The sequence below is a fragment of the Bradyrhizobium sp. 2S1 genome (assembly GCF_011516625.5).
GTDB classification, from domain to species: domain Bacteria; phylum Pseudomonadota; class Alphaproteobacteria; order Rhizobiales; family Xanthobacteraceae; genus Bradyrhizobium; species Bradyrhizobium septentrionale.
The window spans coordinates 6556376-6582900 of the sequence record NZ_CP147717.1; the positions used below are offsets into that span (position 1 = coordinate 6556376).

The following is a 26525-nucleotide window of genomic DNA, read 5'->3' on the forward strand; positions in this document are numbered from 1 at the left end:
GCGGAGACGCCGATCCATCGCTTCCCAGCCGAGAAAAGCCATGCCTTCCGAACTGCGTTCGCCCCGACTCGCCGTCCTGATCGACGCCGACAATGCATCTGCAAGGATCGCCGACGCGCTGTTCGAGGAGATCGCCAAGATCGGCGAGGCCAGCGTTCGCCGCATCTACGGCGACTTCTCCAATCCGCGATCCAAGGGCTGGGCCGACGTGCTGTCGAAGCACGCCATCATCCCCCAGCAGCAGTTCGCCTATACGACCGGAAAGAATGCGTCCGATATCACGCTGGTCATCGACGCCATGGACCTGCTGCACAGCGGCCGGTTCGATGGCTTCTGCCTGGTGTCCTCCGACAGCGATTTCACGCGCCTTGCCGCCCGCATCCGCGAGCATGGCATCGACGTGTTCGGGTTCGGCGAGCAGAAGACGCCGGAGAGCTTTCGGCAGGCCTGCCGCAGGTTCGTCTATACCGAGAATTTGCGCGGCGGGGTGACGAGCAATCAGGATGCGGCGGTGCGTGCCCAGCCGTTGCAGCCGCCTGACGCCGCGACGCCCATCCTCAAGAAGGTCATCGGCCAGATGGCGAGCGAGGACGGCTGGGTGACGCTCGGCGAGGTCGGACGGCAGCTCGCCAATCTGGCGTCCGATTTCGATCAGAGGACCTACGGCTTCCGCACCCTGGGTGAGCTGGTGCGCAGGACAAACGCCTTCGAGATCGAGTCCAAGGGTGGGACGATGCGAATCCGCGTCAAGCCGGCGGCTGCACCGCCGCCAAGGCCGCCAAGACGGCGAGCGCCGCGAAAACCTGCGGAATGAGCGGCCCGCGCCTGCTCTGATCCGCTTCAATCTGAACTGATCATGAATGCCGCCTCGGACTTCCATCCGACGCGGCATTTTCATTCGCACCGGAACTGAAGGGAATTGCGCGCGGAACCGCTGTCTGCGCGCAAGTTGCGCTGTTGGAACTGGAACGTTCTCATTGCTTGCGATGTTGAGGGGCAGCTCACAACTCGGAGGAGGAGAATGATGAACAAGCGTTTTGCCGTTTCCCTTGTCGCTGCTGCGTCGCTGCTTGCGTCCGGTTCGGCCTTCGCGCAGTCCACGACTGCAGCGGGCGCCGCGAACGGTGCGCGGACCGGTGGTGAAATCGCAGGTCCCGTCGGCGAGATCGTCGGCGGCACCGTTGGTGCTGCGGTCGGCGCCGGCCTCGAGATTCCGAATGCGGTGATCGGATCGATTCCGCGCGGCGAGCCTTCGGTGGTGGTGCGCGAACGCGTCGTGGTCGGCGAGCCGCTGCCGGATACGGTCGTGCTGCACCCCGTGCCGCGCTACGCCGAATATCACTATGCGATCGTCAACGATCACCGCGTGATCGTGGATTCCCGCACCCGCAGGGTGGTGAGGGTCATCGACTGATCGCGCCCGGATTTCTGACTGTCGACATCCTCGCGGGCGCATCGCCCGCGGGGATTCGTTTGTCCCATGAATACGGGCATGGCACAGGTCCGCTTTTGGCATGCACCGAGCGGTTGGCCTGACGGCGCGATCCCCTAGGAGCTTGTCTGGATAGTCGCTGTTCAAATCTGGTCGGGTCTGATTCAACATTGGGCGATGAGCAAGTATTTTCGGCCTTGGAACATCGATCAGACGCTGCTTCTGCCGCCGAATGTGCAGGACTTCGTGCCGAAAGGCCATGTCTCGCGGTTTATGGTTGATCTGGTGCGGGAGAGCCTCGATCTCAGGGAGATCATGGGCAGCTATGTGAGCGGGCTTGGGCAGCCGCCGTTTGATCCGCGGATGATGGTGGCGCTGCTGCTGCATAGCTATGCGAGTGGGCTGTATTCGTCGCGTCGGATTGCCAAGGCCTGCCGGGAGCGGAACGATTTTGTGATGATCGTGGCGCTGGATGCGCCGGATTTTCGGACGATCTGCGACTTTCGCAAGCGACATTTGAAGGCGCTCGGCGCGCTATTCGTGCAGGTTCTGAAGTTGTGCGAGACGGCCGGGCTGGTCAAGCTCGGTCATGTCGCGCTGGATGGTACGAAGATCAAGGCGAACGCGTCGAAACACAAGGCGATGAGTTATGAGCGCATGAAGAAGCGCGAGGCGGAATTGAAGGCCGAGGTCGCTCGCATGCTGGCGGCCGCCGAGGCGGCGGATGCCTCGGAGGATGAGACTTTCGGCAACAGCGACGAACTGCCGGACTGGACCGTCGACAAGCAGAAACGGCTGGCGAAGATCCAGCAAGCGATGGCGGCGCTGGAAGCGGACGCCAAACTGGCGGCGGAGGAAGAGCGCCGCATCGAGGCCGAAAAGGAACAGCAGCGCCAGGCCGAAGGCCGCAAGAAGCCGGGCAAACCGGCGGCGCTGCCATCGGAGGAACCCAATCCCAAGGCGCAACGCAACTTCACCGATCCGGAAAGCCGCATCATGAAGTCGAAGGATGGCTTCGTTCAGGCCTATAATGCCCAGGCGGCCGTCGATGCACATGCCCAGATCATTGTCGCGCAAGAACTGACCCAGCACGGCAGCGATCAGGGCCAGTTGGTGCCCCTGATCGAGGCCATCGAGAGCAATCTTGGCCGCAAGCCGCGGCAGGCCTCAGCGGATTCCGGCTACTGCAGCGAAGCCAATCTCGAAGCGCTCGACACACGCAGCATCGATGGCTATGTCGCGCCCGGACGCGCCAAGCACCCGACAGTAGCGAACGGAAAAGTCGGCGGCCCGCTGACACAGGCCATGCGAAAGAAGATCGACGATGGCGGCTTCGAAACACCCTACCGATTGCGAAAGCAAGTGGTGGAGCCGGTGTTCGGGCAGATCAAACAGGCAAGAGGCTTCCGCCAGTTCCTGTTGCGGGGCATCGAGAAAGTGCGCGCCGAGTGGACAATGATCTGCACCGTCCATAACCTCCTCAAGCTGTTCAACCTCGCAAACGCAGCCTGAGCCTGCTACTCTACAACAAATGCCCGTCACGAAAACATATCTGGACGGGCTCCTAGACTGGCCCCAACGAGCGGACGCGGCCAGCGTCGGCCAAGAGCAGGATGGAAACATGGGTCGGAAGATCGCGATCGTCGGCGCGGGTGCGGTCGGCGGCTACGCCGGTGTGCATATGGTGCAGGCGGGTGAGGATGTCACCTTCATCGATCCCTGGCCCGAGCATGTCGAGCACATGCGCAAGCACGGACTGCGGGTCACGCACGCGATGGACGTCGCGGAGTTCTCGGTGCCGGTGCGCGCGCTGCACGTCACCGACGCGCAGCAACTGGCGAAGGAAAAGCCGGTTGATATCGCCTTCGTCTGCATGAAGTCGTACGACACGGCCTGGGCGACGATGCTGATCCGGCAATATCTGGCGGCCGATGGTTACGTCGTGTCGCTGCAGAACTGCATGAACGAGGAGACGATCGCCGGCATTGTCGGCTGGGGCAAGACGCTCGGCTGCATCGCGAGCAGCATCACCGTCAATCTGCCCGAGCCCGGCCATATCCACCGCGGCGCGGGCAAGGGCGGGGCTGCGCACACCGTGTTTCGCGCCGGCGAGGTGCATGGCCGCATCACCGCTCGGGCGGAAGAGGTTTGCCGTCTCGTCGGCTATTCCGACAGCGCAAAAGTCACGGGCAATCTGTGGGGCGAGCGCTGGTCGAAACTGGTCGCCAATGTGATGGGCAACGGGCTGTCGGCCTGCACCGGCCTGCCCGGCGGTGAGGTGCTGCAAAGCGAACCGCTGCGCCGCTTCTCAACGCGGCTCGGCAGCGAGGCGATCCGGGTCGGGCAGGCGCAGGGCTATCAGCTGGAAGAAATCTTGCATCTGCCGCCCGAGACCATCGCGCGGGCCGGCGAGGGCGATGAGGCCGCGACGCGCGCCTGCGACGAGCAACGCTTCAAGGATGCCAAGCGCACGTCATCGGCGCAGCGCCCCTCGATGGGCCAGGACATGCAGAAGGGCCGCCGCACCGAGATCGAGTTCTTGAACGGCCTCGTGGTGCGCGAAGGCGAGAAGCTCGGTATCGCCTGCACGGCCAACGCCGCGCTGACCGACATCGTCAAGCGCGTCGAACGCGGCGAACTCGCGCCGGATCCGCGGCACATCACGGAGTTGCGGATGAACTGAGAGGTAGGCTCCGCGCCACAGCGCTGACCCCCGTCATTGCGAGGAGCGAAGCAATCCATCTGTCCACGTGTGCGGAGAGATGGATTGCTTCGCGTCGCTCGCAATGTCGGGGGAGATATCGTGGCAGATTGCCTACAACAGCTGCCTCACCCCCATGCCGCTCATGAACCGCTCGCGGATCTGGACGGGGTCGCGGCGGGTGGTGCCGGTGCCGGGCTTGTCGTCGATGCGGACGCCGATCAGTGACGGGCCTGAGGCCTGTTTCGACTGCTCGATCAGGCGCTCGAAATCGTCCTCGTCGGCGGCCCACGAGCTGTTGGCAAGGCCGCTGGCGAGCGCGAGCCCGACGACATCGGCAGGGCCGGCGGCAGGCGTCGGCTGCGCGCCCGTGATCTGGTAGATGCCGTTGTCCATCACCACCATCGTCAAGTTCTTCGGCGCCAGGGTCGCGATCGTCGAGAGGCAGCCGAGCTGCATCAACAGCGAGCCGTCGCCTTCGAGCGCGAACACGCGCCGGTTCGGCTGCGCCAGCGCGACGCCGAGCGCGATCGGGAACGCAAGTCCCATGCTGCCCAGCATGTAGAAATTCTGCGGGCGGTGGCCGGCGGCCCACAGGTCGAAATTGGTGTTGCCGATGCCGCCGATCACGGCCTCGTCCTTCAATTTGGCGACGAGGCGCTGGGTGAGGTCGAAGCGGTTCATCACCTTGGTGTTGCGCGCGTGGGTGTTGATCATGGCGGCGCTCACTTGTCGAAGGTTTTGCCGCCGGTCAGCAGCGGCGAGAGGATCAGCGCCACCGGCGCCTGGGTGGCGACGGCCTGCTTGATCGAGCGGTCGGCGATGAATTCGAGCTCGTCGAGCCGGGTGATGGTGTGATGTTCCATTGCAAGCGAATCCAGCACCGGACGCATGGTGCGGCAGACCAGCGCCTGGCCGTAATTGAACTCGCCGAGCGTGCCGCGCTCGGAGACAAACATGATCAGCGGGATCTGGTAGGGCACCGCCAGCGAGGCCAGCACGTTGGCGAGCGTGGCGAAGCCCGAGGTCTGCATTAGCACCGCGCCGCGCATTCCGGCCATCCAGGCGCCGGAGACGATGCCGACGGCCTCTTCCTCGCGCGCGGTCGGAAACGTCGTGAAATAGGGATCGGCGTGCAGGTTCTTGATCAGCGTGGTCAGCACCCGGTCGGGCACATAGGGCACCAGCTTGATCTCGTTCCGCTTCAGCGTTTGCAGCACGATGCCGTGCCAGGTGGTCGCCGTGTCCTTCGCTGTATTTTGGGACGAGGCTTGTTCCGCGGCCGCCATCCTGTTCTCCCTGCTCGCGCGATGCTCAAGGCGCGCTTGTGACACGCAACTTGACGCCGTGCATGCGATTGTCAACATGCCGCGGCCGCAACGCGATCTGCGGAATTCGGCCATCCCAGCGCCGAACCAACGTGCGATAGAGGCTTAACGATAAAGGGACGGAACGATAAAGGGACGGGAGGCGTCGATGGCCGGATGGGTCTGGCGGACCGCCATTGCGGCAGCGGCCATGGTTGTGGCCGGCCTTGCGTCCGCGCAGCCGTTCCCGGCCAAGGCCGTTCACATTCTCGTCCCATATCCGCCCGGCGGCGGCGTCGATGTGCTGACGCGGACGCTGGCCGAAGCGGTGTCAAAATCCTGGACGCAGTCGATCGTGGTCGAGAATCGGCCGGGTGCCGGCGGGGTGATCGCTTCGCAGGCGATCGCGACCTCCGCACCCGATGGCTACAACCTGATCATGGTGGCGAGCGGCCACGCCACCAATCCCTTCCTGTATCCAAAACTGCCCTACGACACGTTCAAGGATTTTTCGCCGATCTCGCTTTTGGCATCGTCGCCGAACGTGCTGCTGGTGCGCGCGGACTCACCGTTCAAATCGGTCGGCGACGTCATCGCTGCGGCGAAGGCAAAGCCGGGTAGCCTGTCCTTCGCCCATGCCGGCAACGGTACCTCGACCCATCTTGCCGGAGAACTGCTCAAGAGCCTGGCGAAGATCGATCTCAACGCGATCCCCTACAAGGGCGGCGCACCCGCGATCAACGATCTGCTTGGCGGACAAATTCCGATGTCGTTCAACAACGGGCCGGAATCGGTCGGGCAGTTGCAGGCCGGCACCGTTCGCGCGCTGGCGGTGACGACGGGCTCGCGCGCGCCGTTCCTGCCTGACGTGCCCAGCATGTCGGAGACCGTGCCGGGCTACGACACCGAGGTGTGGTGGGGCCTGATCGGCCCTGGCGGCATGCCCGCCGATCTCGTCGCAAGAATCTCGCACGATTTCGTCGCGGCAGTGAACACCGAGGCCGTGAAGGAGCGTCTCGGCAAGCTTGGCGCGATCCCGATCGGCTCGACGCCGGAGACATTCGCAGCCAAGATCAAGGCCGACTACGACAAATGGGGGCCGATCATCAAGGCCGCCGGCATGAAGGCGGAGTGAGCCGATGGCTGCGTCAGAGATTCCCGCCTGCCTGCCGCCGCGTCCGGTGACGCCGCCTAGGGAAAGGTTGCCGGCGAAGGCCTGCGATACCCATGCGCATGTGTTCGGGCCGGCGGACCGCTTTGCCTATGCGGGAGATCGCAGCTACACGCCGCCGGACGCGCCGCTTGCGACCTATCTCGGCATGCTCGATGCGCTCGGCTTCAGCCGCGGCGTGCTGGTGCAGGGCAGCGCGCATGGCCGCGACAACTCGGCGATGCTGGATGCGCTACAGCGCGAGCCCGCGCGGCTGCGCAGCGTCGCGGTGGCCGATGCCGATGTCGCGGCGGGCACGCTGCGGCAATGGCATGTGCTCGGTGTGCGCGGCTTGCGCTTCAACCATTTCTTCCGCGCCGGCCAGTTGCACTATCGCGGCGGCATTCCGCTTGGTGTCGCCGAGACGCACGCGGCTGTGATGGCCGAGCTCGGCTGGCATCTGCAGCTCTGGATTGATGTGAAGGACTTGCCGGACACGATCCCGACACTGAAGGCGCTCGGGCTGCCGGTCGTAGTCGATCACATGGGCCGCACCGATGCGCGTGCTGGCACCAACACCGAGGGTTTCCAGAGCCTGCTGCGCGCGGTCGGCGAGGGCTGGTGCTGGGCCAAGCTTTCCGGCGCGCATCGCCTGAGCCAGCAAGCGCCGGATTATCCGGATGCGCGGCCGTTCCACGAGGCGCTGGTCGCGGCCAACTCCGAGCGGCTGGTGTGGGGCGGCGACTGGCCGCATCCGCGGGTCGCGGGTGAGATGCCCGACGCCGGCCATCTGCTCACGCTGTTCCAGGAATGGACGCCGGATGCGGCGGCCCGGCACCGTATCCTCGTCGACAATCCCGCAAAACTCTATGGCTTCCCAAACTGAGAGCTGTCCGAAGACATGACCGTCAACAACAAGCGCGTGTTCTACGTCAAATACCTCGCCCACGAGATCTACGTCGACATCCTGAAGAAGCGGCCTGACGTCCGGCTCGATCGTCTGGAGAACGAGACGCCAGAGGCGACGTTCGCGCCGGTCCTCGCCGATGCGCATGCCTATCAGATCGGCGCGGCGCGCGATGAGCTGGCACCGCATTTCCATGCCCATGCCGAGCTGTTGAACCGCGCGCCGAACCTCTTGATCGTCTCCTCGAACGGCGCCGGGTTCGATCCCGTCGACGTCGATGCCTGCACGGCGGCGGGCGTGCTTGTCGTCAACCAGTCCGGCGGCAATGCCAATTCGGTCGCCGAGCACGCGCTCGGCATGATGCTGACGCTGTCGAAGCGCATCATCCAGTCCGACCGCAGGCTGCGGCGCGAGGCCAATGTCAACCGCAACGACCTGATCGGCAACGAGCTGAACGAGAAGACGGTCGGCATCGTCGGCCTCGGCAATGTCGGCCGCCGTATCGCCGAGCTGTGCAAGGGCCTGCTGCACATGAAGGTGATCGCCTACGATCCCTATCTCACCGCGGATGAGATGGCGAAGCGGGGCGGGGAGAAGGTCGAGCTCGACGATCTCTTGCGCCGCGCCGATTTCGTCTCGATCTCCTGTCCGCTGGACAGCAAGAGCCGAGGCATGATCGGCGCGCGCGAATTCGCGCTGATGCAGCCGCACGCCTATTTCGTCACCACCGCGCGCGGCTTCATCCATGACGAGAAGGCGCTGGAAGACGCGCTGCGCGAAAAACGCATCGCCGGCGCCGGCCTCGACGTCTGGGACAAGGAGCCGCCGCCGCCGGATCATCCGCTGCTGCAGTTCGACAATGTGCTGGCGAGCCCGCACACCGCCGGCGTCACCCGCGAGGCGCGGATGAACATGGGCCGCATCGCGGCCGAGCAGATCCTCGACGCACTCGACGGCAAGCGCCCGCCACGCATCATCAACCCCGAGGTCTGGCCGGTTTACGCGAAGCGGTTCGAGAAGGCGTTCGGGTTCATGCCGGGGTAGGTGATCCGCGGCATCGGCGCTTGATGTCTCCACGTCCACCGGCCGTGGGCTCCCTCTCCCGCCTGCGGGGGAGGGTGGGGGTGGGGGCTCTCTCCGCGAGTCGCATCGTGGAGGGAGCCCCCACCCGGATCGCATCTGCGATGCGATCCGACCTCCCCCGCAAGCGGGAGAGGTGGAGCGTGCCGTGCGGCTAAAAAACCGTCGGAGAAAATCTCCTTCGCCGGAACCTCGATCGGGACAACAAACCCACTGCCAAACGACCGCCTCACGAAGCGTCCGTTGTTATTTTCCCCGAGATATCGACGGCTTAGGGCGAAATCGCCATTTTCCCGGTGCGCCCGACCATTCCGGGCGCGGAAGGAAAATGCGTCATGCGACAGGTCCAGTCATACCTCCGTGCAGCTCCGGCCAGGATCGGCCGCCGCATTGCGCAGATCGTCGCGATCGCTGCCGCCAGCCTGCCGCAGGCCGGCGCGTAAGTTTTCCACCGTGCGCCGCAACCGCGCGCCGAATTAACTCAACATCGCCCCGCGTCAGTGCTAGCACGTGAACCCCGGGCTCTGCCCCCGCAGCAGGGAGGGTTCCATGTCACGCTTCGTCGTTCATTTCATGAAGGACGTGCTCGGCGGCAATGGCCGCCAGCGCGAGGTCTGTCAGGGCGCGCTCGAGATCGACGCCTCGAGCGAAGGCCAGGCCACCGAGATGGCCAAGCTCAAATTCTGTCAGGAACAATCGCTGTGCGACTGGTCACTGCATGCTGACCGCATCCGGATCGAAGCGGCCGACTTGCACGTGACGTGACGCTAGAGCATTTTCCGACCGGAATGAATCGGGTGGGGATTCCCAAAACGGCGCGAGTCAGATTCAAGCTGCATGCTGGCGAGGGAGGCCAGCATGTATGGCCAGGGCGCTTTCGGTTGATCTTCGTCAAAGGGTGATAGCCGCGATTGACGGTGGCATGTCCTGTCGACAGGCTGCTGAGCGCTTTGGTGTCAGCGCGGCCAGTGCGATCCGCTGGCGCGGTCGCCTCAAGGAAGTTGGCGACATCGTTCCTAAACGCCAGGGCGGTGACCGCAAATCGCAGCGCATCGAAGCGCATTCGCAATTGATTCTGGAGGCAGTGACAGCGAAGCCGGATATCACGCTCGCCGAGTTGCGAGAACTGTTGAAACGTCGTGGAATATCGACTGGCATCGCGTCGCTCTGGCGTTTTTTCCAGCGCAGAAAGATCACACTTAAAAAAAGACAGCGCACGCCGCCGAGCAACGGCGCGGCGATATAAATGCCGCGCGTGAGGAGTGGCTCGAAGGGCAAATCGATCTTGACCCTGAGCGTCTCGTCTTCATCGACGAAACCAGCGCCAACACCAAAATGGCGCGGCTTTACGGCCGCTCGCCACGCGGCGAGCGATGTCGTGCAGCTATCCCACACGGACATTGGAAGACGACGACATTCACCGCTGGATTGCGCTCCGACGGTCTGATCGCGCCGCTTGTTCTGGACGGTCCAATGGATGGCGACGCTTTCCTGGCCTACGTCGAGCAATTGCTCGCCCCATCGCTGCGGCCGGGCGATACCGTTATCATGGACAACTTGCCCGCTCACAAGGTCCATGGCGTTCGAGAGGCCATCCGGGCGGTCGGAGCAAGCCTGCTCTATCTTCCGCCCTACAGTCCAGACTTCAACCCGATCGAAATGGCCTTCTCTAAACTGAAAGCCCTGTTGCGGGCCGCCGCAGCGCGCACCATGCCCGATCTCTGGCAAGCAATCGCCAACGCTCTCAAGCGCTTCTCACCCGAGGAATGCCAAAATTATCTCGTCGCGGCTGGTTACGACGCAACGTGATCGGAAAATGCTCTAGGTCGAGATCAGCCGCATCCGCTCTGTGCTCCCTCTCCCGCTTGCGGGGGAGGGCAATCGCATATGCGTCTGTTGCAGAAGTCCGGAAATGCCGATGCGATAGTCCCGGGGGGAGGGCGTCTGCACGATTTCTGGATAATCGAAGAATACCGCTGAGTTGCCCGTCGAGTCAAGTTGCCGTGTCCGCCGGCTACTTTGCATGGGGTTGTTTTCGATATTTTGGCAGTGCAACCCTGCGACGACCTCTCCCGCAAGCGGGAGAGGTGCAGCTGGTCTGCCGCGAGACCGGAGCCAAACGCGGCCAAGCTCGTCGCTTGTTACTCCGGCAGGACGCGCACGGCACCCTTGGCCGCGCTGCTCGCGAACGCCGCATAGGCCTTCAGCGCGGTCGAGACGGCGCGCTTGCGCGGTGCGGCCGGCTTCCACGCAGCTTTGCCCTTGGCTTCCATCGCCGCACGACGGCGCTTCAGTTCGGCGTCGTCGACCCTGAGGTTGACCTTGCGGTTCGGGATGTCGAACTCGATGATGTCGCCTTCCTCGACCAGGCCGATCAGGCCGCCCTCGGCGGCTTCCGGCGAGACGTGGCCGATCGACAGGCCGGACGATCCGCCGGAGAAGCGGCCGTCGGTGATCAGCGCGCAGGCCTTTCCAAGTCCCTTCGACTTCAGATAGCTGGTCGGGTACAGCATCTCCTGCATGCCCGGACCGCCGCGCGGACCTTCATAGCGGATCAGCACGACATCGCCGGCCTTCACCTTGTTGCCCAGGATGGCGTCGACCGATGCGTCCTGGCTCTCGAAGATGCGGGCCGGACCGGAGAACTTCAGGATGCTCTCGTCGACGCCGGCGGTCTTCACGATGCAGCCATCTTCCGCCAGATTGCCGAACAGCACGGCGAGACCGCCATCCCTGGAATAGGCGTGCTCGGCGTTGCGGATGACACCCTTGGCGCGGTCCAGATCGACCTCGTCGAAGCGGCGGTCCTGGCTGAAGGCTTCCTGGGTCGGCACGCCGCCCGGCGCGGCACGATAGAAGTTGCGCACCTTGTCGCTTGAGGTTCGCACCACGTCCCAACGGTTCAGCGCGTCGTCGAGCGTCGCGGCATGCACGGTCGGGCCGTCGGTGGTGAGCAGCCTGGCGCGGTCGAGCTCGCCGAGGATCGCCATGATGCCGCCGGCGTGATGCACGTCCTCCATGTGGACGTCCTGCACCGAGGGCGCGACCTTGCACAGCACCGGCACCTTGCGCGACAGACGATCGATGTCGGTCATCGTGAACGGCACCTCGCCCTCGCGCGCGGCGGCGAGCAGATGCAGCACGGTGTTGGTCGAGCCGCCCATCGCGATGTCGAGCGTCATCGCGTTCTCGAACGACTTGAAGTTCGCGATATTGCGCGGCAGCACCTTGGCATCGTCCTGCTCGTAGTAGCGGCGGGCGAGGTCGACGATCAGATGGCCGGCCTCGACGAACAGGCTCTTGCGGTCGGCATGGGTGGCCAGGACCGAGCCGTTGCCGGGCAGTGCGAGGCCGAGCGCCTCGGTCAGGCAGTTCATCGAGTTTGCGGTGAACATGCCGGAGCAGGAGCCGCAGGTCGGGCAGGCCGAGCGCTCGATCACCTCGACCTCTTCGTCCGACACGTTGGAGTCGGCGGCCGCCACCATCGCGTCGATCAGGTCGACCGCGCGCTTCTTGCCCTTGAGCAGGATCTTGCCCGATTCCATCGGGCCGCCCGAGACGAACACGGTCGGGATGTTGAGCCGCAGCGTCGCCATCAGCATGCCGGGCGTGATCTTGTCGCAGTTCGAGATGCAGACCATCGCGTCGGCGCAATGCGCATTGACCATGTATTCGACGCTGTCGGCGATCAGTTCACGCGAGGGCAGGCTGTAGAGCATGCCGTCATGGCCCATCGCGATGCCGTCATCGACCGCGATGGTGTTGAACTCTTTTGCCACGCCGCCGGCCTTCTCGATCTCGCGCGCGACGAGCTGGCCGAGGTTCTGCAGATGCACGTGTCCCGGCACGAACTGGGTGAAGGAGTTGACCACCGCGATGATCGGCTTGCCGAAATCCTCGTTCTTCATGCCGGTGGCGCGCCAGAGGCCGCGAGCACCCGCCATGTTGCGGCCGTGGGTGGTGGTGCGGGAGCGATAGGCGGGCATCGTAAATCCTTGGGCTATGGGCATTTTTTAGGGGAGATGGGGTCCTTATGCCTGCCCGGGCCTGCGGATTCAAGCGCGGAACCGCATGGCAGAACCCCGCTATTCGGACCATTCCGACGGGCCAGCTTGATCTCAGCCGGCCCCGCGCATTAGCTGGACGGACCGGGAAGCCGGACAGCAAGACAATGAACAAGAACAACCAAAAGGGAGAGACGCGTGGCAAGGCTGCCCCTGATTGATCCGGAGACGACCGGCGGAGACATCCGCGCCGCGTTCGACCGAATGCCGGTCAAGCTCAACATCTTCCGCATGATGGCCCATGCCGAGGCCAATGCGATTCCCGTGATGCGGCTCGGCAATTCGATCCTGCACAAGCAGAAGCTGTCGGCGGTCAACCGCGAGCTTCTGATCCTGCAGGCCGCGCAGCTCGAGGGCGGCGCCTATGAGTGGCGCCAGCATGTGCCGATCGCACTCGGCGTCGGCGTGACGCAGGCGCAGATCGATGCGGTGGAGCGCGGCAATTACGACGATGCTGCACTTGATGCGGCCGAGCGCGCGCTGCTCGGCTTCGGCCGCGAGGTGGTCGAGAAGGTGCGCGTCAGCGATGCCGCCTTTACCGCTGTGCGCAAACACTTCAGCGACCAGGAAATCGTCGAGGCGATCGTCGCGGTCGGCTTCTACATGATGATGGCGCGGCTGACGGAGGCGACCGAGACCGATCTCGATCCGGCCGCCGGCATGGCCGTCTACGAGGGCGGCAAGAAGCGGAGCTGATGAGATGTCGGACACGTCACAAGACTCCAAGCCGGAGCGCTATGTCCGTCCCCTGAGCGCGGAATCGTCAGGCATCGCGCCGGGCAGGGGACGTCTCAACGGACGCCGCATTCTGGTGGTCGGCGGCGGCCAACGCGTGTTCGATGCCGCGACCGATCCGATCGGCAACGGCCGCGCCATGAGCCTGCTGTTCGCGCGCGAGGGCGCGCATGTCGCGGTCGCCGACCTCAATCGCGCCTCCGCCGAGGATACGGTCGCGCGTATTGCCGATGACGGCGGCCGCGCGTTCGCGATCGCCGCCGACGTCACCAACGAGGCCGATGTCATCAGGATGATCGACGAGGCGCACCGCGCCATGGGCGGGCTCGACGGCATGGTGCTGAACATCGGCACTTTCGGCAAGACCGGGCTCGACAATGTCAGCGCCGAGGAGTGGAACAGGATCTACGACGTCAACGTCCGCGGCCCGATGCTGTGCTGCCGCGCTGCCTTGCCGAAATTCGCGGACGGCGGCGCGATCGTCTTCATCTCCTCGATCGCGGCACTGAAGGCGGGATCGCAGATGGCGGTCTATGATTCCTCCAAGGCTGCGCTCGGCGGTCTGATGCGCAACATCGCGCATGCCGGTGCGCGGCGCGGCATCCGCGCCAATCTGGTCTATCCCGGGCTGGTCGACACCCCGAACGGCCGCGAGGCCGGCGCCGGCCGGCCATCGCGCGGCAAGGGGCATGTCCCGTTCGGCCGTCAGGCCACGGCGTGGGAGATCGCCTACGCCGTGCTGTTCTTCATGTCGGATGAAAGCGTCTACGTCACCGCGCAGACGCTGGCGGTGGACAGCGGGCTCAGCGGTTTGTGAGCGGCGGGGAGGGCGCATGAGTGCATTGTTCGGCAAGGTCTGTCAGAACGGCTACGTCGTTCGCGACATCGATGCGGCGCTGGAGTTCTGGACCGAGACGCTGCGGGTCGGGCCATTCTTCCTGATCCCCTCGGTCAAGGTCGACTGGTTCCGCTATCGCGGCGTGGACTCCGCGGTCGAGATGTCGATCGCGCTGGCCAATTCCGGCGATCTGCAGATCGAGCTGATCCAACAGCGCAACGACGCGCCGTCGATGTATCTGGATTTTCTGGCGCGCCACGGCGAGGGCCTGCAGCACATGTCGTACTGGAGCACGGACTACCAGTCGCTCTACGAGCGCGCCATCGCGGCAGGCTTCACGATCGGTCATGAAGGCCAGATCGGCGGCCCCAACGGACGCTTCGCCTATTTCGACACCGCCGGCCACGCCGGCACCGTGATCGAGATCTCAGACATCTCGGGATCGAAGGGGCGGTTCTTCGAGAAGATCAGGACCGTGGCCGCGACTTGGGACGGCTCGGACCCAATCCGCGTGGTGGGCTGACGCGGCTATTCCGCGGCGAGGCTGGTCGGCACCGGGATGCCGACCTTGGGGCGCGTTTTGGCCGCGCGCCGGTTCTTCTTGCTGAAACGGCTGCCCGCCAGCAGCGAAGCGGCGGCGCGCAGCTGCTCGCGCAGCCATTGATTGGTGGTGTCGCCCTCGGCGGTGGCATGCCAGTAGAGATAATTGACGTGCGGGCTGATCGGGAACGGGCAGGGGAAGCACTGCAACAGCCCGGGATCCTCCAGCACGGAGGCTGCGCTTTCCGACGCCGTCAGCAGCATGTTGCTGCGGCTCACGACGTGGCAGGCGGTCGCGAAATTCTGGCAGGTCAGGCGAACGGTACGCGTCAGGCCGAGGCGCTGGAACTGGAAATCCTCGAACGACAGGCCGCTGCGCCGCGACGTCACGCAAACATGCTCCATGCGCAGATACGCCTTCTTGTCGAGCCTTGTGCCGAGTTCGCGATGGCCGCGCCGCGCGAACACCGCGATATGTTCGGTCAGGATCTGCTCGCGCCGCACCTCCGTCGAGAGCGGCAGCAGCGTATCGATCGCGACATCCAGCGTGCCGGCGGCAAGCTCGCGCTCCAGATTGTTGCGCTCGCTGCGCACGGTCGCGATCTCGACCAGCGGCGCCACCGTGCTGATCCGGTTGATCAGCGCGCTCAGCATCGGCGCCTCGAGATTGTTGCGCAGACCGATCACGAACCGCTTGGGCGTCTTCGCCGGATCGAAGCGGTGGGTGTGGGGCAGCGTCGTCTCAAGGCCGTTGAGTGCCTGGCGCACCGTGGTGATGATCTGGCGTGCAAGCGGCGTCGGCGTCATCACGTGGTTGCGGCGCACGAACAGCGGATCGTTGAACATCGCGCGCAGCCGGCCCAGCGCATGGCTCACCGCGGGCTGCGTCAGATTGAGGCGAAAGCAGGCCCGGCTGACGCCGCCCTCGGAATAGATCGCGTCGAACACCACGAACAGGTTCAGGTCGACGTCGCGTACATGCATAGAAATGATCTACCCGTATCCGTCGAATGCATTTGACGAATACTAGTCGGCACTCTTAAAGTCTCAAGCAAAATAATACCTGGAGGAAACGATGAGCGTGCAATCGCCATCGCGCGGCGTTGCTGTCCCTGCGGCATCATCTCGCTCGGGCACAATGTTCGCAAAGCCGAGCCAGGAGCAAATCGTGCTCCTGATCACGATCGCGCTTCTGGTCGTGTTCGGCCTGACGCTGAACGGCTTTGCCACCGTCTCCAACCTCCTGAATCTGTTGCGGAGTATTTCCATCCTCGGCGTGCTCGGCCTCGGCATGGGGCTGATCGTGATCAGCCGCGGCATCGACCTCTCCGAGGTCGCGATCATGGCGGGTTCCTGGGCGATCGCGCTGATCGAGATGCAGAACGGCATGCCTGTTTTCACGGCAGTGCTGCTGGCGTTGGCGATTGCGGTCCTGATCGGCGTCGTCAACGGCGTGATGGTCGCCTTCGTCGAGGCGCCGGCGCTGTTCGTGACGCTGGCGGCGGGCTTCGTGATCTATGGCCTTGCGTTCTGGATCGCGCCGGCCTGGGTGGTCTATGCGCCGAAGGATGCGCCGGGCCTGATGTATCTCGGCGCCGGACGGCTGTTCGGCATCCCGGTTCCGATCCTGGTGTTCGCGGTCTGCGCGATCGCGATGCATCTGTTCCTGTCGCGCACCTCGATCGGCCGCTTCATCTATGCGCAGGGCGACAATCCGGAGGCCGCACGGCTGACCGGCGTCCCGCTGCGGCCGCTGATTGTGCTCGAGCACGTGCTGGTTGCACTGCTCGCCTGGATTGCAGGCCTGGTCTGGGTCGGCACCACGGGCAGCATGCAGATGGCGATCACCCAGGGCACCATGATCTTCGACGTCGTGCTGGTCGTCGTGATCGGCGGCATCAGCCTGATCGGCGGCCGCGGCAGCGTGTTCAGCGTCGTGGTCGGCTGCGTCCTGATCGGCACGCTGCTCAATGCCTTCACCATCATGGATGTCAACAGCGAGGTGCAGAACATCGTCAAGGGCGTGGTGCTGCTGGCTGCCATCGTGCTCGACAACTGGCTGCATCCTCGCGACGAGGAGACCGCGCGGCAGGGCGACTAAAGGAAGGCGACTGAAACAAGGCGATTGAGCGCGCCCCTCGCGCCAATCAATCAGAACAATTCCCAATCAATCAAAAGAATTTTGTGTGGAGGAGACGATGAAGACGACCAAGTTCTGGACGATCCTGCTCGCCGGCGCGACGCTGGCCGCGATGCCGTTTGCGGCACCCGCGCAGGAGGAAGGCACCAAGACCGCGCGCGAGCTGCGCGCCGTCTACGACAAGGCGCTGCAGGGCAAGACGATCGCCTATCTGCCGATCGCGCTCGGCGTGCCGCTGTCCGACGAATGGGGCCGGGTGGTGCAGGAAGAGGCCGAGTGGCGCGGCATGAAATACGTCGTGCGCGATCCCAACAACAATCCGTCGGCGATGCAGCAGGCGCTGACCGCGCTGGTCGACCAGAAGCCCGACGTGCTGATCGTGCAGAATCCGAGCGTCACGCTGTTGATGAAGGACCTCAAGCGCGCCGAAAGCCAGGGCACGCATGTGATCCAGATCAACATGTCCTCGAACTACAAGTCCGGCGCCTTTGTCGGCGCCGACTGGCGCGAGATCGGCAAGATGCTCGCGAGCGAGACCGTGAAGGCCTGCGGCACCGGCTCCGGCAAGTCGGGCAAGGTCCAGATCGTGCAGGGCGAACTGACCGCGGCCGCCAGCGTCGACCAGGTCGGCGGCATCATGGAGGTCCTGAACAAGGATCCCAACATCAAGGTGGTCTCGAACCAGGCCGCCAACTGGGACGCCAACACCGCGCTCAATGTCACCGCAACCGTGATCCAGCAGCATCCTGACCTGTGCGCCTCGATCGGCTTCTGGGGCATCATGGAGTCGGGCGCGGCGCAGGCGATCCGCAACGCCGGCAAGATCGACGACGTCAAGGTGTTCGCCTCGGGTGAAGGCTCGCAGCTCGATTGCGACCAGGTCAATTCGGGCAATTTCTACAAGTTCCTGAGCTACAAGGCGACCGAGCAGGGCCATGACCTGATGTTCGCCGCCGAAACCCTGCTGGTATCCGGCGAGAAGCCGGGCGGGCGCAATCTCGTCTACTACACGCGGCCGATCTGGCTCGACAAGTCGAACGCCTCGGGCGCCAACTGCTTCGCGCTACCCAAGAAAAACTAACAAGGCGCGAGACAGCCGGCGCGGGGGGCATTCCCGCGCCGGCTGTATCACAAGCATGATCAGGAAAAGTGGAAGCCGGTTTTCCGAAAGATCATGCTCAATAAGAGAACGAGATCACGATGGGAGTTCTCACATCATGATCGAGGGAGTGCTTTGACGATGTCGATGGCTGTCGATTCCTTTGCCGCATCGGTGCGGCGCTTCTCACCCCGGCTCCTGCTGTCGGAGCTGTTGCTCAAGCAGTGGTTCGAGCCGGTGGTTCCCTTCACCGTGATGATCGGGCTGTGGACCTATTTCGCGCTCACCATTCCCGACTACGCCTCGGTGCAGAACTCGGTCTCGCTGCTGCGGCTGTTCGCCGAATTCGGCTTCGTCGCGCTTGCGATGGGCTTCTGCCTGGTCACCGGCGGCATCGACCTTTCCGTCGGCGCCATCTTCGCGCTGTGCAATTTTGCGGCGCTGTATTTCCTGCTGGTGCGCGAATGGCCGGTTGGGCTGGCCATTCCGGCGACGCTTCTGGTCGGCGCGCTGCTCGGCAGCATCAACGGCTTCCTGATCGGCTTCCTGAAGACGCGGCCGTTCCTGACCACGCTGGTGACGCTGATCATCCTGCGCGCCTCGGTCAATCTGCTCAACACCAGCTATGCCCAGGTGTTCGCGACCAACTCGGTCGAGAGCGACGCCTGGGACTTCGTCGGCGGCGGCAGCGTGCTCGGCATTCCCATCAATGCGGCGACGCTGTTCGTGGTGCTCCTGATCTGCCACATCTTCCTGTCGCGCTCGCGCTATGGCTGGCATCTCACCGCGATCGGCGCCAGCCGCAAGGCGGCGCGCCACGCCGGCATCCGCGTCCGCCTGATGCTGTTCATGACCTATGTGCTGTCGGGCACGCTGTGCGCGGCGAGCGGAATCTTCTACGCTGCACGCCAGGCTTCGACGGATTCCACCACCGGCGTCGGCTGGGAGTTCCAGGCGCTCACCGCCGTGGTGCTGGGCGGCGTGTCGCTGGCCGGCGGCAAGGGCACGGTGTGGCGGGCGATGATTGGCGCGCTGATCATCTTCCTTCTGATCAACGGCCTCGTGCGCATGGGCATCCCGGGCTACGTCACCTCGGCAGTGACCGGCATGATCCTGCTCGCCGCCGTTGGCATCGACGTCAAATGGTCGAAGAACCGCGGCAAGGCGATCCAGAAGATTTATGTCAACCCGGCCTTCGTGCCGCTGGCCTCGGCGCCGGCGGTGCAGCCCGGCGCGACATCGCCCTACGCGCAGAACGACCGGCTGATCAACGCGCAGGCGATCGGCGTCGACCAGGTCGAGGGGCCCGAGGATGTCATCCTCGACCGCCAGGGCCGGCTCTACGGCTCGACCCGCGACGGCAACGTGATCCGCTTCTCCGGGCCCGACTTCAAGACCCGCGAGGTGTTCGCCCATATCGGCGGGCGGCCGCTCGGCATGCAGTTCGATCGCGACGAGAATCTGATCGTCGCGGTCGCCGGCATGGGCGTCTACGGCGTCGCGCCCGATGGCGGCATCTTCAAGGTCACCGACGAGACCAACCGTACCTGGTACAAGCTGAACGACGATTCCCGGCTGCGCATGGCCGACGACCTCGACATCGCGCCCGACGGCAAGATCTATTTCAGCGACTGCACCACGCGCTACGAGATGACCACCAACACCCTCGACATTCTCGAGGGCCGGCCGAACGGTCGCGTGGTCTGCTACGACCCGGCGACCAAGACCACGCGCACCGTGATCAACCACTTCTATTTTCCGAACGGGATCTGCGTCTCGCATGACGGCAGGTCGATCCTGATCGCGTCGACCTCGCTGTGCAAGGTGTTCCGCCACTGGATCGAGGGGCCGAACAAGGGCAAGACCGAAGTGCTGATGGACGAACTGCCGGGCAACCCCGACAACATCAACCGCGCCTCCGACGGCACCTATTGGCTGGCACTGGTCGGCATCCGCACGCCGACGTTCGACCTTGCCGCGCGAAAACCCGGCTTCCGGCTGCGCATGGTCAAGCAGGTGCCGACCGACGAGTGGCTGGCGCCGGCGCTCAACCATGGCTGCGTGCTGAAGTTCAACGAGCAGGGTGAGGCGCTGGAGTCGTGGTGGGACCCGACCGGCATCTCGCATTCAACGTTGACCTCGATGCGCGAGCACGAGGGCTATCTCTATCTCGGCGGGCTCGAGAACAACCGGATCGGCCGCATCAAGCTCGACGGCGTCGACGACAGCTGGACTGGCTACGATGCGTATTGGGGCGCAAAGAGCAGGGTGGCGAAATAATGGGATTTTTCGATCATCTGCTGCGCGACATCAGAAGCGTCATCGACCGCGACGGTGGCCAGAACGCGATCCCGCCGCTCGACGGCGCGATGAGCCCGAACGACCGGCTCGACGCCGCCGTGCCGATTGGCGAGCCGCTGCCCGGCATCGACGACGTTATCGCGGCCGGCGACGGCGCGGTCTATGTCTCCGCCGGAAGGCAGGTGCTGAAGCTCAGTGGCAACGATCTCTCGACCCGCACTGTTGTCGCCGAGTTCGAGGACGATGCCGGCGGGCTGGCGCTGCATCCGGACGGCCGCCTGCTGGTCTGCGTCGCGGGCAGGGGGCTAGCCGCGATCGATCCGGCAAAGCCCGATCCGCGCTGGCTGGAGGCTGCCGGCGGCAGCGCGCTGACCGGGCTGTTGTCGGTGACGGCGGCGCCCGATGGCCGCATCTATGCCGTCGAAGGCAGCGCCGGCCGCCGCCCAGGCGAGTGGCGGCATGATTTGATGGAAAAGCGCGCCAATGGCCGCCTCGTGAGCTGCGGTGCCGGCCTCGACAATCCGCAGGTGCTGCTGCGCGACCTGGCGTATCCCTATGGCGTCAGCGTTTCGGACGACGGCAAGAGCCTGTGGCTCACGGAGAGCTGGGCGCATCGGCTCAGCCGCTTCGCGCTTGCCGGTGACGGACTTGGCCCGCGCGAGACCGTCGCCGCCAATATGCCGGGCTATCCGGCGCGGCTGCATCCGGATGGCCATGGTGGCCTGCTGCTCGGCATGTTCGCGCGCCGCACGCATCTGATCGAGTTCGTGCTCAAGGAAGACGATTTCCGCGAGGAGATGATGGCGACGATGCCGCCGGATTACTGGGTGGCGCCGGCGCTCACCGGCGGCAGCGATTGCCTGGAGCCGATGCAGATCGGCAGCGTCAAGGCGCTCGGCATCCAGAAGCCCTGGGCGCCGCCGCGCTCCTATGGCCTGCTGGTGCATCTCGATGCCGATGGCGAGGCCAGCGACAGCCTGCACAGCCGCGCCGGCGGCCGCTTCCACGGCATCACTGCCGCCTGCGCCACGCCCTCGGGCGTCGTGATCGCCGCGCGCGGCGCCGGACGGCTGCTGCGCTATACGGGAGAGCTGCGATGAATGACGGCGTGATGCAGGCCACGACCGCGCCCCAGTCCGCAACCCGCGAGCCGGTGCTGCGGATCACTAGCGGCTCGAAAATCTATGGCGGCGTTCACGCCATCGAGGGCGTCAATTTCGATCTCTATCCCGGCGAGGTGCACGCGCTGGTTGGCGAGAACGGCGCCGGCAAGTCGACGCTATGCAAGGCGATCGCGGGCGCGATCAATCTCACCTCCGGCGACTATCTGCTCGACGGCAAGCCTGCCAATTTCGAGCAGCCGCGCGACGCGCTCGATGCCGGCATCTGCATGGTCTATCAGGAGACCAGCCTGGTGCCGACCATGACGGCGGCGCAGAACATCGAGCTCGGCAACGAAAAGCTGCTGACGCGCTTCCGCACCCTGAACATCCAGGCCCAGCAGCTGCTGCAGTCGCTCAACTTCCACGTCGATCCGGCAACGCCGGTGGCGCTGCTCGGCACCGCCAAGAAGCAGATGGTGGAGATCGCGCGCGCGATCTACAACAAGGCGCGCATCATCATCTTCGACGAGCCGACCGCGTCGCTGACGCCGGAGGAGATCGTCCACTTCTTCCATCTGGTGCGCGACCTGCGCGCCCGCGGCGTCTCGATCATCTACATCTCGCATGCGCTGGAGGAATCGCTGCAGATCGCCAACCGCATCACCGTGCTGCGCGACGGCAAGCTGGTGATCACGGCGCCCGCCAAGCAGCTCACCCGCGACGCGCTGGTGCAGCACATGGTCGGGCGCGAGGTGGCGCAGGCGGTCTACGGCCGCAAGGAGAAGACCCATCAGCGCCGCGAGAAGGTGCTGACGGTCGAGAACGTCACTATGGGCATGGCGGTCAAGAACATGTCGTTCTCGGTCTATGCCGGCGAGGTGGTCGGCATCGCCGGCCTGATCGGCTCCGGCCGCACCGAGATTGCAAAGATCATCTACGGCGCGTTGAAGCGCAATCTGGTCAATGGCGGCACCATCCGGCTGCGCGGCAAACCGATCCGCTACCGTGTGCCGCGGCAGGCGATCAATGACGGCATCGCCTACATCACCGAGGATCGCAAGGCCAACGGCTTCTTCGAGACCATGGTGGTCGACGACAACGTCTATATCGGCAGCCTCGCCACGAGGAAGGGCTGGAGTTTCCTGCTGTCGCGCGCCAGGCGCAGCAAGCTCGCCAACTACTGGGTCGAGCGGCTCAAGATCAGCGCGCTGCAACGCAAGGCGCGGATCGTCGAGCTGTCCGGCGGCAACCAGCAGAAGGTGGTGCTGGCGAAGACGCTGGTGCAGGAGCCGTCGATCATCTTCTTCGACGAACCGACGCGCGGCGTCGACGTCGGCACCATCCCGCACATCCACGGCGAAATCCGCCGTCTCGCCGACGAGGGCAAGGCGGTGGTGGTGATCTCGTCATATCTGCCGGAGATCCTCGCGGTGTCCGACCGCATCCTGGTCGCCCGCACCGGCCGCATCGCCGCCGAATTCGACGCCGCGGACGCGACGCAGGACAAGATCTTGTACGCGGCGGTGCATTGAGGTCGTGATGCGGTCCGGGCGAGATGCGTAGGGCGGATTAGCGCAGCGTAATCCGCCATCTTCTCGTGCCGTCGCGAACGGCGGATTACGCCTTCGGCTAATCCGCGCTACAGCACCCGGAATGATGTCGGGAGCGCTGCAACAAACTAACCCGACGGGCAACCCGGCAAGACCTGTTGATACCAGAACGCAAACCTCGGGCGCATCGCGCCGCGAGCATACGGGTGCGTGAGTCACCGCCCGTGCAACAAATTCGGTGTCGTCCCTGCGAAAGCAGGGACCCATAGCCACCGAGTGCTTTTGGTTTGCAGCGCTGGGGCCACAGTCCATTTCAACAACAAGGGCCTGGGGTTATGGGTCCCTGCTTTCGCAGGGACGACTGTTGTGCGCCCGGCTCAAGCCGCTCTTGACAATTATTTTAAGTATAAAATAATATGCCTCCTCGGTTCCAGGGGACCGCACCTCGTCCGCACCCCGATCCGCCGAAGCCAACGGGAGAACGCCATGCGCATCGTTTGCATTGGAGGCGGGCCGGCCGGGCTCTACTTCGGCATTCTGATGAAGATGCTGGATCCCGCGCACGTCATTTCCGTGGTCGAGCGCAACCGGCCCTACGACACCTTCGGGTTCGGCGTGGTGTTCTCGGATGCGACCATGGACAACATGCGCAAATGGGACCCGGTCACCGCTGACACGATCGAGCAGGCCTTCAACCATTGGGATGACATCGAGGTCCTGATCAAGGGCCGGCGGATGCGCACCACCGGCCACGGCTTCGTCGGCATCGGCCGCAAGCGGCTGCTCAACATCCTGCAGGCGCGGGCCGAGGAACTCGGTGTCGAGCTGATTTTCGAGCGCGAGGTGAACTCCGATCTCGAGTTTCCCGACGCCGATCTGATCGTGGCGTGCGACGGCGTGAACTCAAAGGTCCGCACCAAGTACACCGAGACCTTCCAGCCCGACATGCTGATGCGGCCGAACCGCTATATCTGGCTCGGCACCGTCAGGCCGTTCGACGCCTTCACCTTCGACTTCCGGAAGACCGAGCACGGCTGGTTCCAAGCGCACATTTACAAATTCGAGGACGGCGCGGCGACCTTCATCGTCGAGACCACCGAGGAGGCGTATCTCGCCCACGGCCTCGACAAGATGGAGCAGGGCGAATCCATCGCGTTCTGCGAAAACGTGTTCGCGGAAATCCTCGAGGGCCATCATCTGGTCTCCAACGCGCGGCATCTGCGCGGCTCGGCCTGGCTGTCGTTCCCGCGGCTGATCTGCGGCAAATGGACCGCGTTCAACGGCAACAGCCATGTCGTGCTGATGGGCGATGCCGCCCACACCGCGCATTTCGCGATCGGCTCGGGTACCAAGCTCGCGCTGGAAGACGCGATCGAGCTGACCAATCAGTTCAAGAACCACGGCGCTGTCAGGGACAGCATTCCGGCGGTGCTGAAGGCGTATGAAGAGCTGCGCCGGGTTGATGTGGCGCGGATCCAGAACGCCGCGCGCAACGCGATGGAATGGTTCGAGGTGGTCGGCTCGCGCTATGCCGATACGCTGGAGCCGGAGCAGTTCATGTATTCGCTGCTGACCCGCTCGCAGCGCATCAGCCACGAGAACTTAAGGCTGCGCGACAAAGCGTGGCTAGAAGGCTACGAGCGCTGGTTCGCGGAGCGGAGCGGCGTGCCTGCCACCAACGAGCGCGTCACGCCGCCGATGCTGACGCCGTTCCAGATTCGCGGGCTTTCGCTTACCAACCGGATCATCGTCTCGCCGATGGCGATGTATTCGGCCGAGGAGGGCGTGCCGAACGATTTTCATCTGGTGCATTTCGGCTCCCGCGCGCTCGGCGGCGCCGGCCTGTTGTTCACCGAGATGACCTGCGTTTCGCCGGAGGCGCGGATCACCCCGGGCTGCTGCGGCCTGTGGAACGACGAACAGGCGGCGGCTTACAAGCGTATCGTCGATTTCGTGCATCGCAATTCGGGGGCCAAGATCGGCATCCAGCTCGGCCATGCCGGCCGCAAGGGCTCGACCCGGGTTGCCTGGGAGGGCATGGACGAGCCGCTGCCGGACCATAACTGGCCGCTGGTGTCGGCCTCGTCAGTGCCTTATCTGCCCGACGGTCAGGTGCCGGAGCCGATGAGCCGCGCCGAGATGGACGAGGTGCGCGAGCAGTTCGTCGCAGCGGCCAGGCGCGCCGCGAGCGCGGGCTTCGATATTCTGGAGCTGCACTGCGCCCACGGCTATCTGCTGTCGAGCTTCCTCTCGCCGCTGACCAACCGCCGCACCGACGGCTACGGCGGATCGATCGCGAACCGCGCGCGTTATCCGCTGGAGCTGTTCCGCGCCATCCGCGCGGTGTGGCCGGAGGACAAGCCGATGTCGGTCCGCCTGTCCTGTCACGACTGGGCCGAGGGCGGCAACACGCCCGAGGATGCGCTCGAATTCGCAAAACTGTTCAAGGGAGCGGGCGCGGATCTGATCGATTGTTCGTCGGGCCAGGTCTGGGCCGACGACCATCCCATCTATGGCCGGCTGTACCAGACGCCGTTCGCCGACAAGATCCGCAACGAGGTCGGCATCGCCACCATCGCGGTCGGTGCGATCTCGGAAGCGGACCATGCCAATTCGATCATCGCCGCCGGCCGCGCCGATCTCTGCGCCATTGCGCGGCCGCATCTCGCCGATCCGGCCTGGACGCTGCACGAGGCCGCGAAGATCGGCGTCAAGCAGATCGCCTGGCCGAAGCAGTATCAGTCGGGCAAGTCGCAATACGAAGCCAATCTCGAACGCGCAGCCGCAGGAGTGAAGCCATGACACGGTTCTGGCCCAATGCGCATGCGCTGGTCACCGGTGCCGGTTCCGGCATCGGCGCCGCAACAGCGGTCGCGCTCGCAACAGCCGGCGTGCGCGTCAGCATCGCCGGACGCCGGATCGACGCGCTGAAGGCGACGGCGGCGTTGCTCGGCAAGAACACCGGCGCTGTTGTTGCGATCGACGTGACCGATGAAGCGGCGGTGACCAAGGGTGTCGCGCAGATCGAAGCCGCGGCCGGCCCGATCGATATCCTCGTCAACAATGCCGGCAAGGCCGCCAGCGCGCCGTTCGACAAGACCAACGCGGCGCTGTGGGCGGACATGCTGGCGAGCAATCTTTCCAGCGTGTTCCTGGTGACGCAGGCGGTGCTGCCGGGGATGGCGCAGCGCGGCCGCGGGCGGGTGATCAACGTGGCCTCGACCGCAGGTCTGACCGGCTACGCCTATGTGTCCGCCTATGTCGCGGCCAAGCACGGCGTCGTCGGCCTGACGCGCTCGCTGGCGCTGGAATATGCCCGGCGCGGCGTCACCGTGAATGCGGTCTGCCCCGGCTATACCGACACGCCGCTGGTGGCCGATGCCGCCGCGAACATCGTCGCCAAGACCGGACGCAGCGAGCAGGAGGCGCGCGCGGCGCTGGCAAAAGTCAATCCGATGCAGCGGCTGGTCACGCCGGAGGAGGTCGCCGACACCATCCTCTGGCTGGCGTCCGAGACTGCATCGTCAATCAACGGACAAGCCGTCGCGGTCGCCGGCGGCGAAGTCCTTACCGGGTGA

Annotated in this window: 23 protein-coding genes; 19 read left to right on the forward strand and 4 right to left on the reverse strand. The window is 64.8% G+C overall.

Annotated features, from left to right (window positions below; translation table 11 throughout):
• Positions 1 to 40 precede the first annotated feature (40 nt).
• The 4 genes from HAP54_RS30825 to HAP54_RS30840 all read left to right on the forward strand — a co-directional run bounded on the left by HAP54_RS30825 (position 41) and on the right by HAP54_RS30840 (position 4115).
• Positions 41 to 814, forward strand: coding sequence for an NYN domain-containing protein (locus tag HAP54_RS30825; RefSeq protein ID WP_166293898.1), 774 nt, complete (start codon positions 41 to 43; stop codon positions 812 to 814).
• A gap of 210 nt (positions 815 to 1024) precedes the next feature.
• The gene (locus HAP54_RS30830; RefSeq protein WP_166203874.1) at positions 1025 to 1414 is read left to right on the forward strand and encodes a DUF1236 domain-containing protein; all 390 of its coding nucleotides are present in this window, start codon (positions 1025 to 1027) and stop codon (positions 1412 to 1414) included.
• A 195-nt stretch (positions 1415 to 1609) separates the two neighbouring features.
• The gene (locus HAP54_RS30835) at positions 1610 to 2944 is read left to right on the forward strand and encodes an IS1182 family transposase (RefSeq protein ID WP_166293900.1); all 1335 of its coding nucleotides are present in this window, start codon (positions 1610 to 1612) and stop codon (positions 2942 to 2944) included.
• Positions 2945 to 3053: 109 nt separating this feature from the next.
• Positions 3054 to 4115: a ketopantoate reductase family protein gene (locus HAP54_RS30840; protein WP_166293902.1), complete on the forward strand. Its 1062-nt coding sequence runs from the start codon at positions 3054 to 3056 to the stop codon at positions 4113 to 4115.
• A 132-nt stretch (positions 4116 to 4247) separates the two neighbouring features.
• Here HAP54_RS30840 and HAP54_RS30845 read toward each other — a convergent pair whose 3' ends face one another.
• Positions 4248 to 4850 (reverse strand): thiamine pyrophosphate-dependent enzyme, encoded by a 603-nt coding sequence (locus tag HAP54_RS30845; RefSeq protein WP_175619244.1) that lies wholly within the window; start codon positions 4848 to 4850, stop codon positions 4248 to 4250.
• Between the two features lie 8 nt (positions 4851 to 4858).
• Positions 4859 to 5422: a thiamine pyrophosphate-binding protein gene (locus HAP54_RS30850; RefSeq protein ID WP_166293904.1), complete on the reverse strand. Its 564-nt coding sequence runs from the start codon at positions 5420 to 5422 to the stop codon at positions 4859 to 4861.
• Between the two features lie 187 nt (positions 5423 to 5609).
• Between HAP54_RS30850 and HAP54_RS30855 the strand changes: the two genes are divergently transcribed.
• The 5 genes from HAP54_RS30855 to HAP54_RS30875 all read left to right on the forward strand — a co-directional run bounded on the left by HAP54_RS30855 (position 5610) and on the right by HAP54_RS30875 (position 10386).
• Entirely contained in the window at positions 5610 to 6575 is a 966-nt protein-coding gene (locus HAP54_RS30855) for a Bug family tripartite tricarboxylate transporter substrate binding protein (RefSeq protein ID WP_166293906.1), read from the forward strand.
• A 4-nt stretch (positions 6576 to 6579) separates the two neighbouring features.
• A complete protein-coding gene (locus tag HAP54_RS30860) occupies positions 6580 to 7476 on the forward strand; it encodes an amidohydrolase family protein (RefSeq protein ID WP_166293908.1) in 897 nt (298 codons plus the stop codon).
• A 15-nt stretch (positions 7477 to 7491) separates the two neighbouring features.
• Positions 7492 to 8541 (forward strand): hydroxyacid dehydrogenase, encoded by a 1050-nt coding sequence (locus tag HAP54_RS30865; protein WP_166293910.1) that lies wholly within the window; start codon positions 7492 to 7494, stop codon positions 8539 to 8541.
• 585 nt (positions 8542 to 9126) lie between these two features.
• On the forward strand, positions 9127 to 9342 hold the full coding sequence (locus HAP54_RS30870; protein ID WP_166293912.1) for a hypothetical protein: 216 nt from the start codon (positions 9127 to 9129) through the stop codon (positions 9340 to 9342).
• A 97-nt stretch (positions 9343 to 9439) separates the two neighbouring features.
• A protein-coding gene (locus HAP54_RS30875) for an IS630 family transposase (RefSeq protein WP_166293914.1) occupies positions 9440 to 10386 on the forward strand; the annotation gives its coding sequence in 2 pieces (ribosomal slippage) (positions 9440 to 9779 and positions 9779 to 10386; 948 coding nt in all).
• 332 nt (positions 10387 to 10718) lie between these two features.
• Here HAP54_RS30875 and ilvD read toward each other — a convergent pair.
• On the reverse strand, positions 10719 to 12563 hold the full coding sequence (gene ilvD / locus HAP54_RS30880; protein WP_166293916.1) for a dihydroxy-acid dehydratase: 1845 nt from the start codon (positions 12561 to 12563) through the stop codon (positions 10719 to 10721).
• 216 nt (positions 12564 to 12779) lie between these two features.
• Between ilvD and HAP54_RS30885 the strand changes: the two genes are divergently transcribed.
• The 3 genes from HAP54_RS30885 to HAP54_RS30895 are packed head-to-tail and all read left to right on the forward strand — an operon-like array spanning position 12780 to position 14737.
• Positions 12780 to 13337 carry a carboxymuconolactone decarboxylase family protein gene (locus tag HAP54_RS30885; RefSeq protein WP_166293918.1) on the forward strand — a complete coding sequence of 186 codons (558 nt, stop codon included), beginning with the start codon at positions 12780 to 12782 and terminating at the stop codon, positions 13335 to 13337.
• Between the two features lie 4 nt (positions 13338 to 13341).
• Positions 13342 to 14193 carry an SDR family NAD(P)-dependent oxidoreductase gene (locus HAP54_RS30890; protein ID WP_166293920.1) on the forward strand — a complete coding sequence of 284 codons (852 nt, stop codon included), beginning with the start codon at positions 13342 to 13344 and terminating at the stop codon, positions 14191 to 14193.
• Positions 14194 to 14209: 16 nt separating this feature from the next.
• Positions 14210 to 14737 (forward strand): VOC family protein, encoded by a 528-nt coding sequence (locus HAP54_RS30895; protein WP_166293922.1) that lies wholly within the window; start codon positions 14210 to 14212, stop codon positions 14735 to 14737.
• 5 nt (positions 14738 to 14742) lie between these two features.
• On the opposite strand, the gene HAP54_RS30900 is transcribed toward HAP54_RS30895, so the two are convergent.
• Positions 14743 to 15738: a LysR family transcriptional regulator gene (locus HAP54_RS30900; protein ID WP_166293924.1), complete on the reverse strand. Its 996-nt coding sequence runs from the start codon at positions 15736 to 15738 to the stop codon at positions 14743 to 14745.
• Positions 15739 to 15829: 91 nt separating this feature from the next.
• Between HAP54_RS30900 and HAP54_RS30905 the strand changes: the two genes are divergently transcribed.
• From HAP54_RS30905 to HAP54_RS30935, 7 genes are all read left to right on the forward strand, one after another.
• Positions 15830 to 16855, forward strand: a complete 1026-nt coding sequence (locus HAP54_RS30905) for an ABC transporter permease (protein ID WP_224741713.1) — start codon at positions 15830 to 15832, stop codon at positions 16853 to 16855.
• Positions 16856 to 16952: 97 nt separating this feature from the next.
• Positions 16953 to 17975 carry a sugar ABC transporter substrate-binding protein gene (locus HAP54_RS30910; protein WP_166293926.1) on the forward strand — a complete coding sequence of 341 codons (1023 nt, stop codon included), beginning with the start codon at positions 16953 to 16955 and terminating at the stop codon, positions 17973 to 17975.
• A 159-nt stretch (positions 17976 to 18134) separates the two neighbouring features.
• Positions 18135 to 20273: an ABC transporter permease subunit gene (locus HAP54_RS30915; RefSeq protein WP_166293928.1), complete on the forward strand. Its 2139-nt coding sequence runs from the start codon at positions 18135 to 18137 to the stop codon at positions 20271 to 20273.
• Positions 20273 to 21394, forward strand: coding sequence for an SMP-30/gluconolactonase/LRE family protein (locus HAP54_RS30920; RefSeq protein WP_166293929.1), 1122 nt, complete (start codon positions 20273 to 20275; stop codon positions 21392 to 21394). The genes HAP54_RS30915 and HAP54_RS30920 overlap by 1 nt, the downstream gene beginning before the upstream one ends.
• The gene (locus tag HAP54_RS30925) at positions 21391 to 22929 is read left to right on the forward strand and encodes a sugar ABC transporter ATP-binding protein (protein ID WP_224741712.1); all 1539 of its coding nucleotides are present in this window, start codon (positions 21391 to 21393) and stop codon (positions 22927 to 22929) included. The genes HAP54_RS30920 and HAP54_RS30925 overlap by 4 nt, the downstream gene beginning before the upstream one ends.
• Before the next feature lie 504 nt (positions 22930 to 23433).
• Positions 23434 to 25749, forward strand: coding sequence for a bifunctional salicylyl-CoA 5-hydroxylase/oxidoreductase (locus HAP54_RS30930; protein WP_166293931.1), 2316 nt, complete (start codon positions 23434 to 23436; stop codon positions 25747 to 25749).
• Positions 25746 to 26525 (forward strand): SDR family NAD(P)-dependent oxidoreductase, encoded by a 780-nt coding sequence (locus tag HAP54_RS30935; RefSeq protein ID WP_166293933.1) that lies wholly within the window; start codon positions 25746 to 25748, stop codon positions 26523 to 26525. Before HAP54_RS30930 ends, HAP54_RS30935 begins: the two co-directional genes overlap by 4 nt.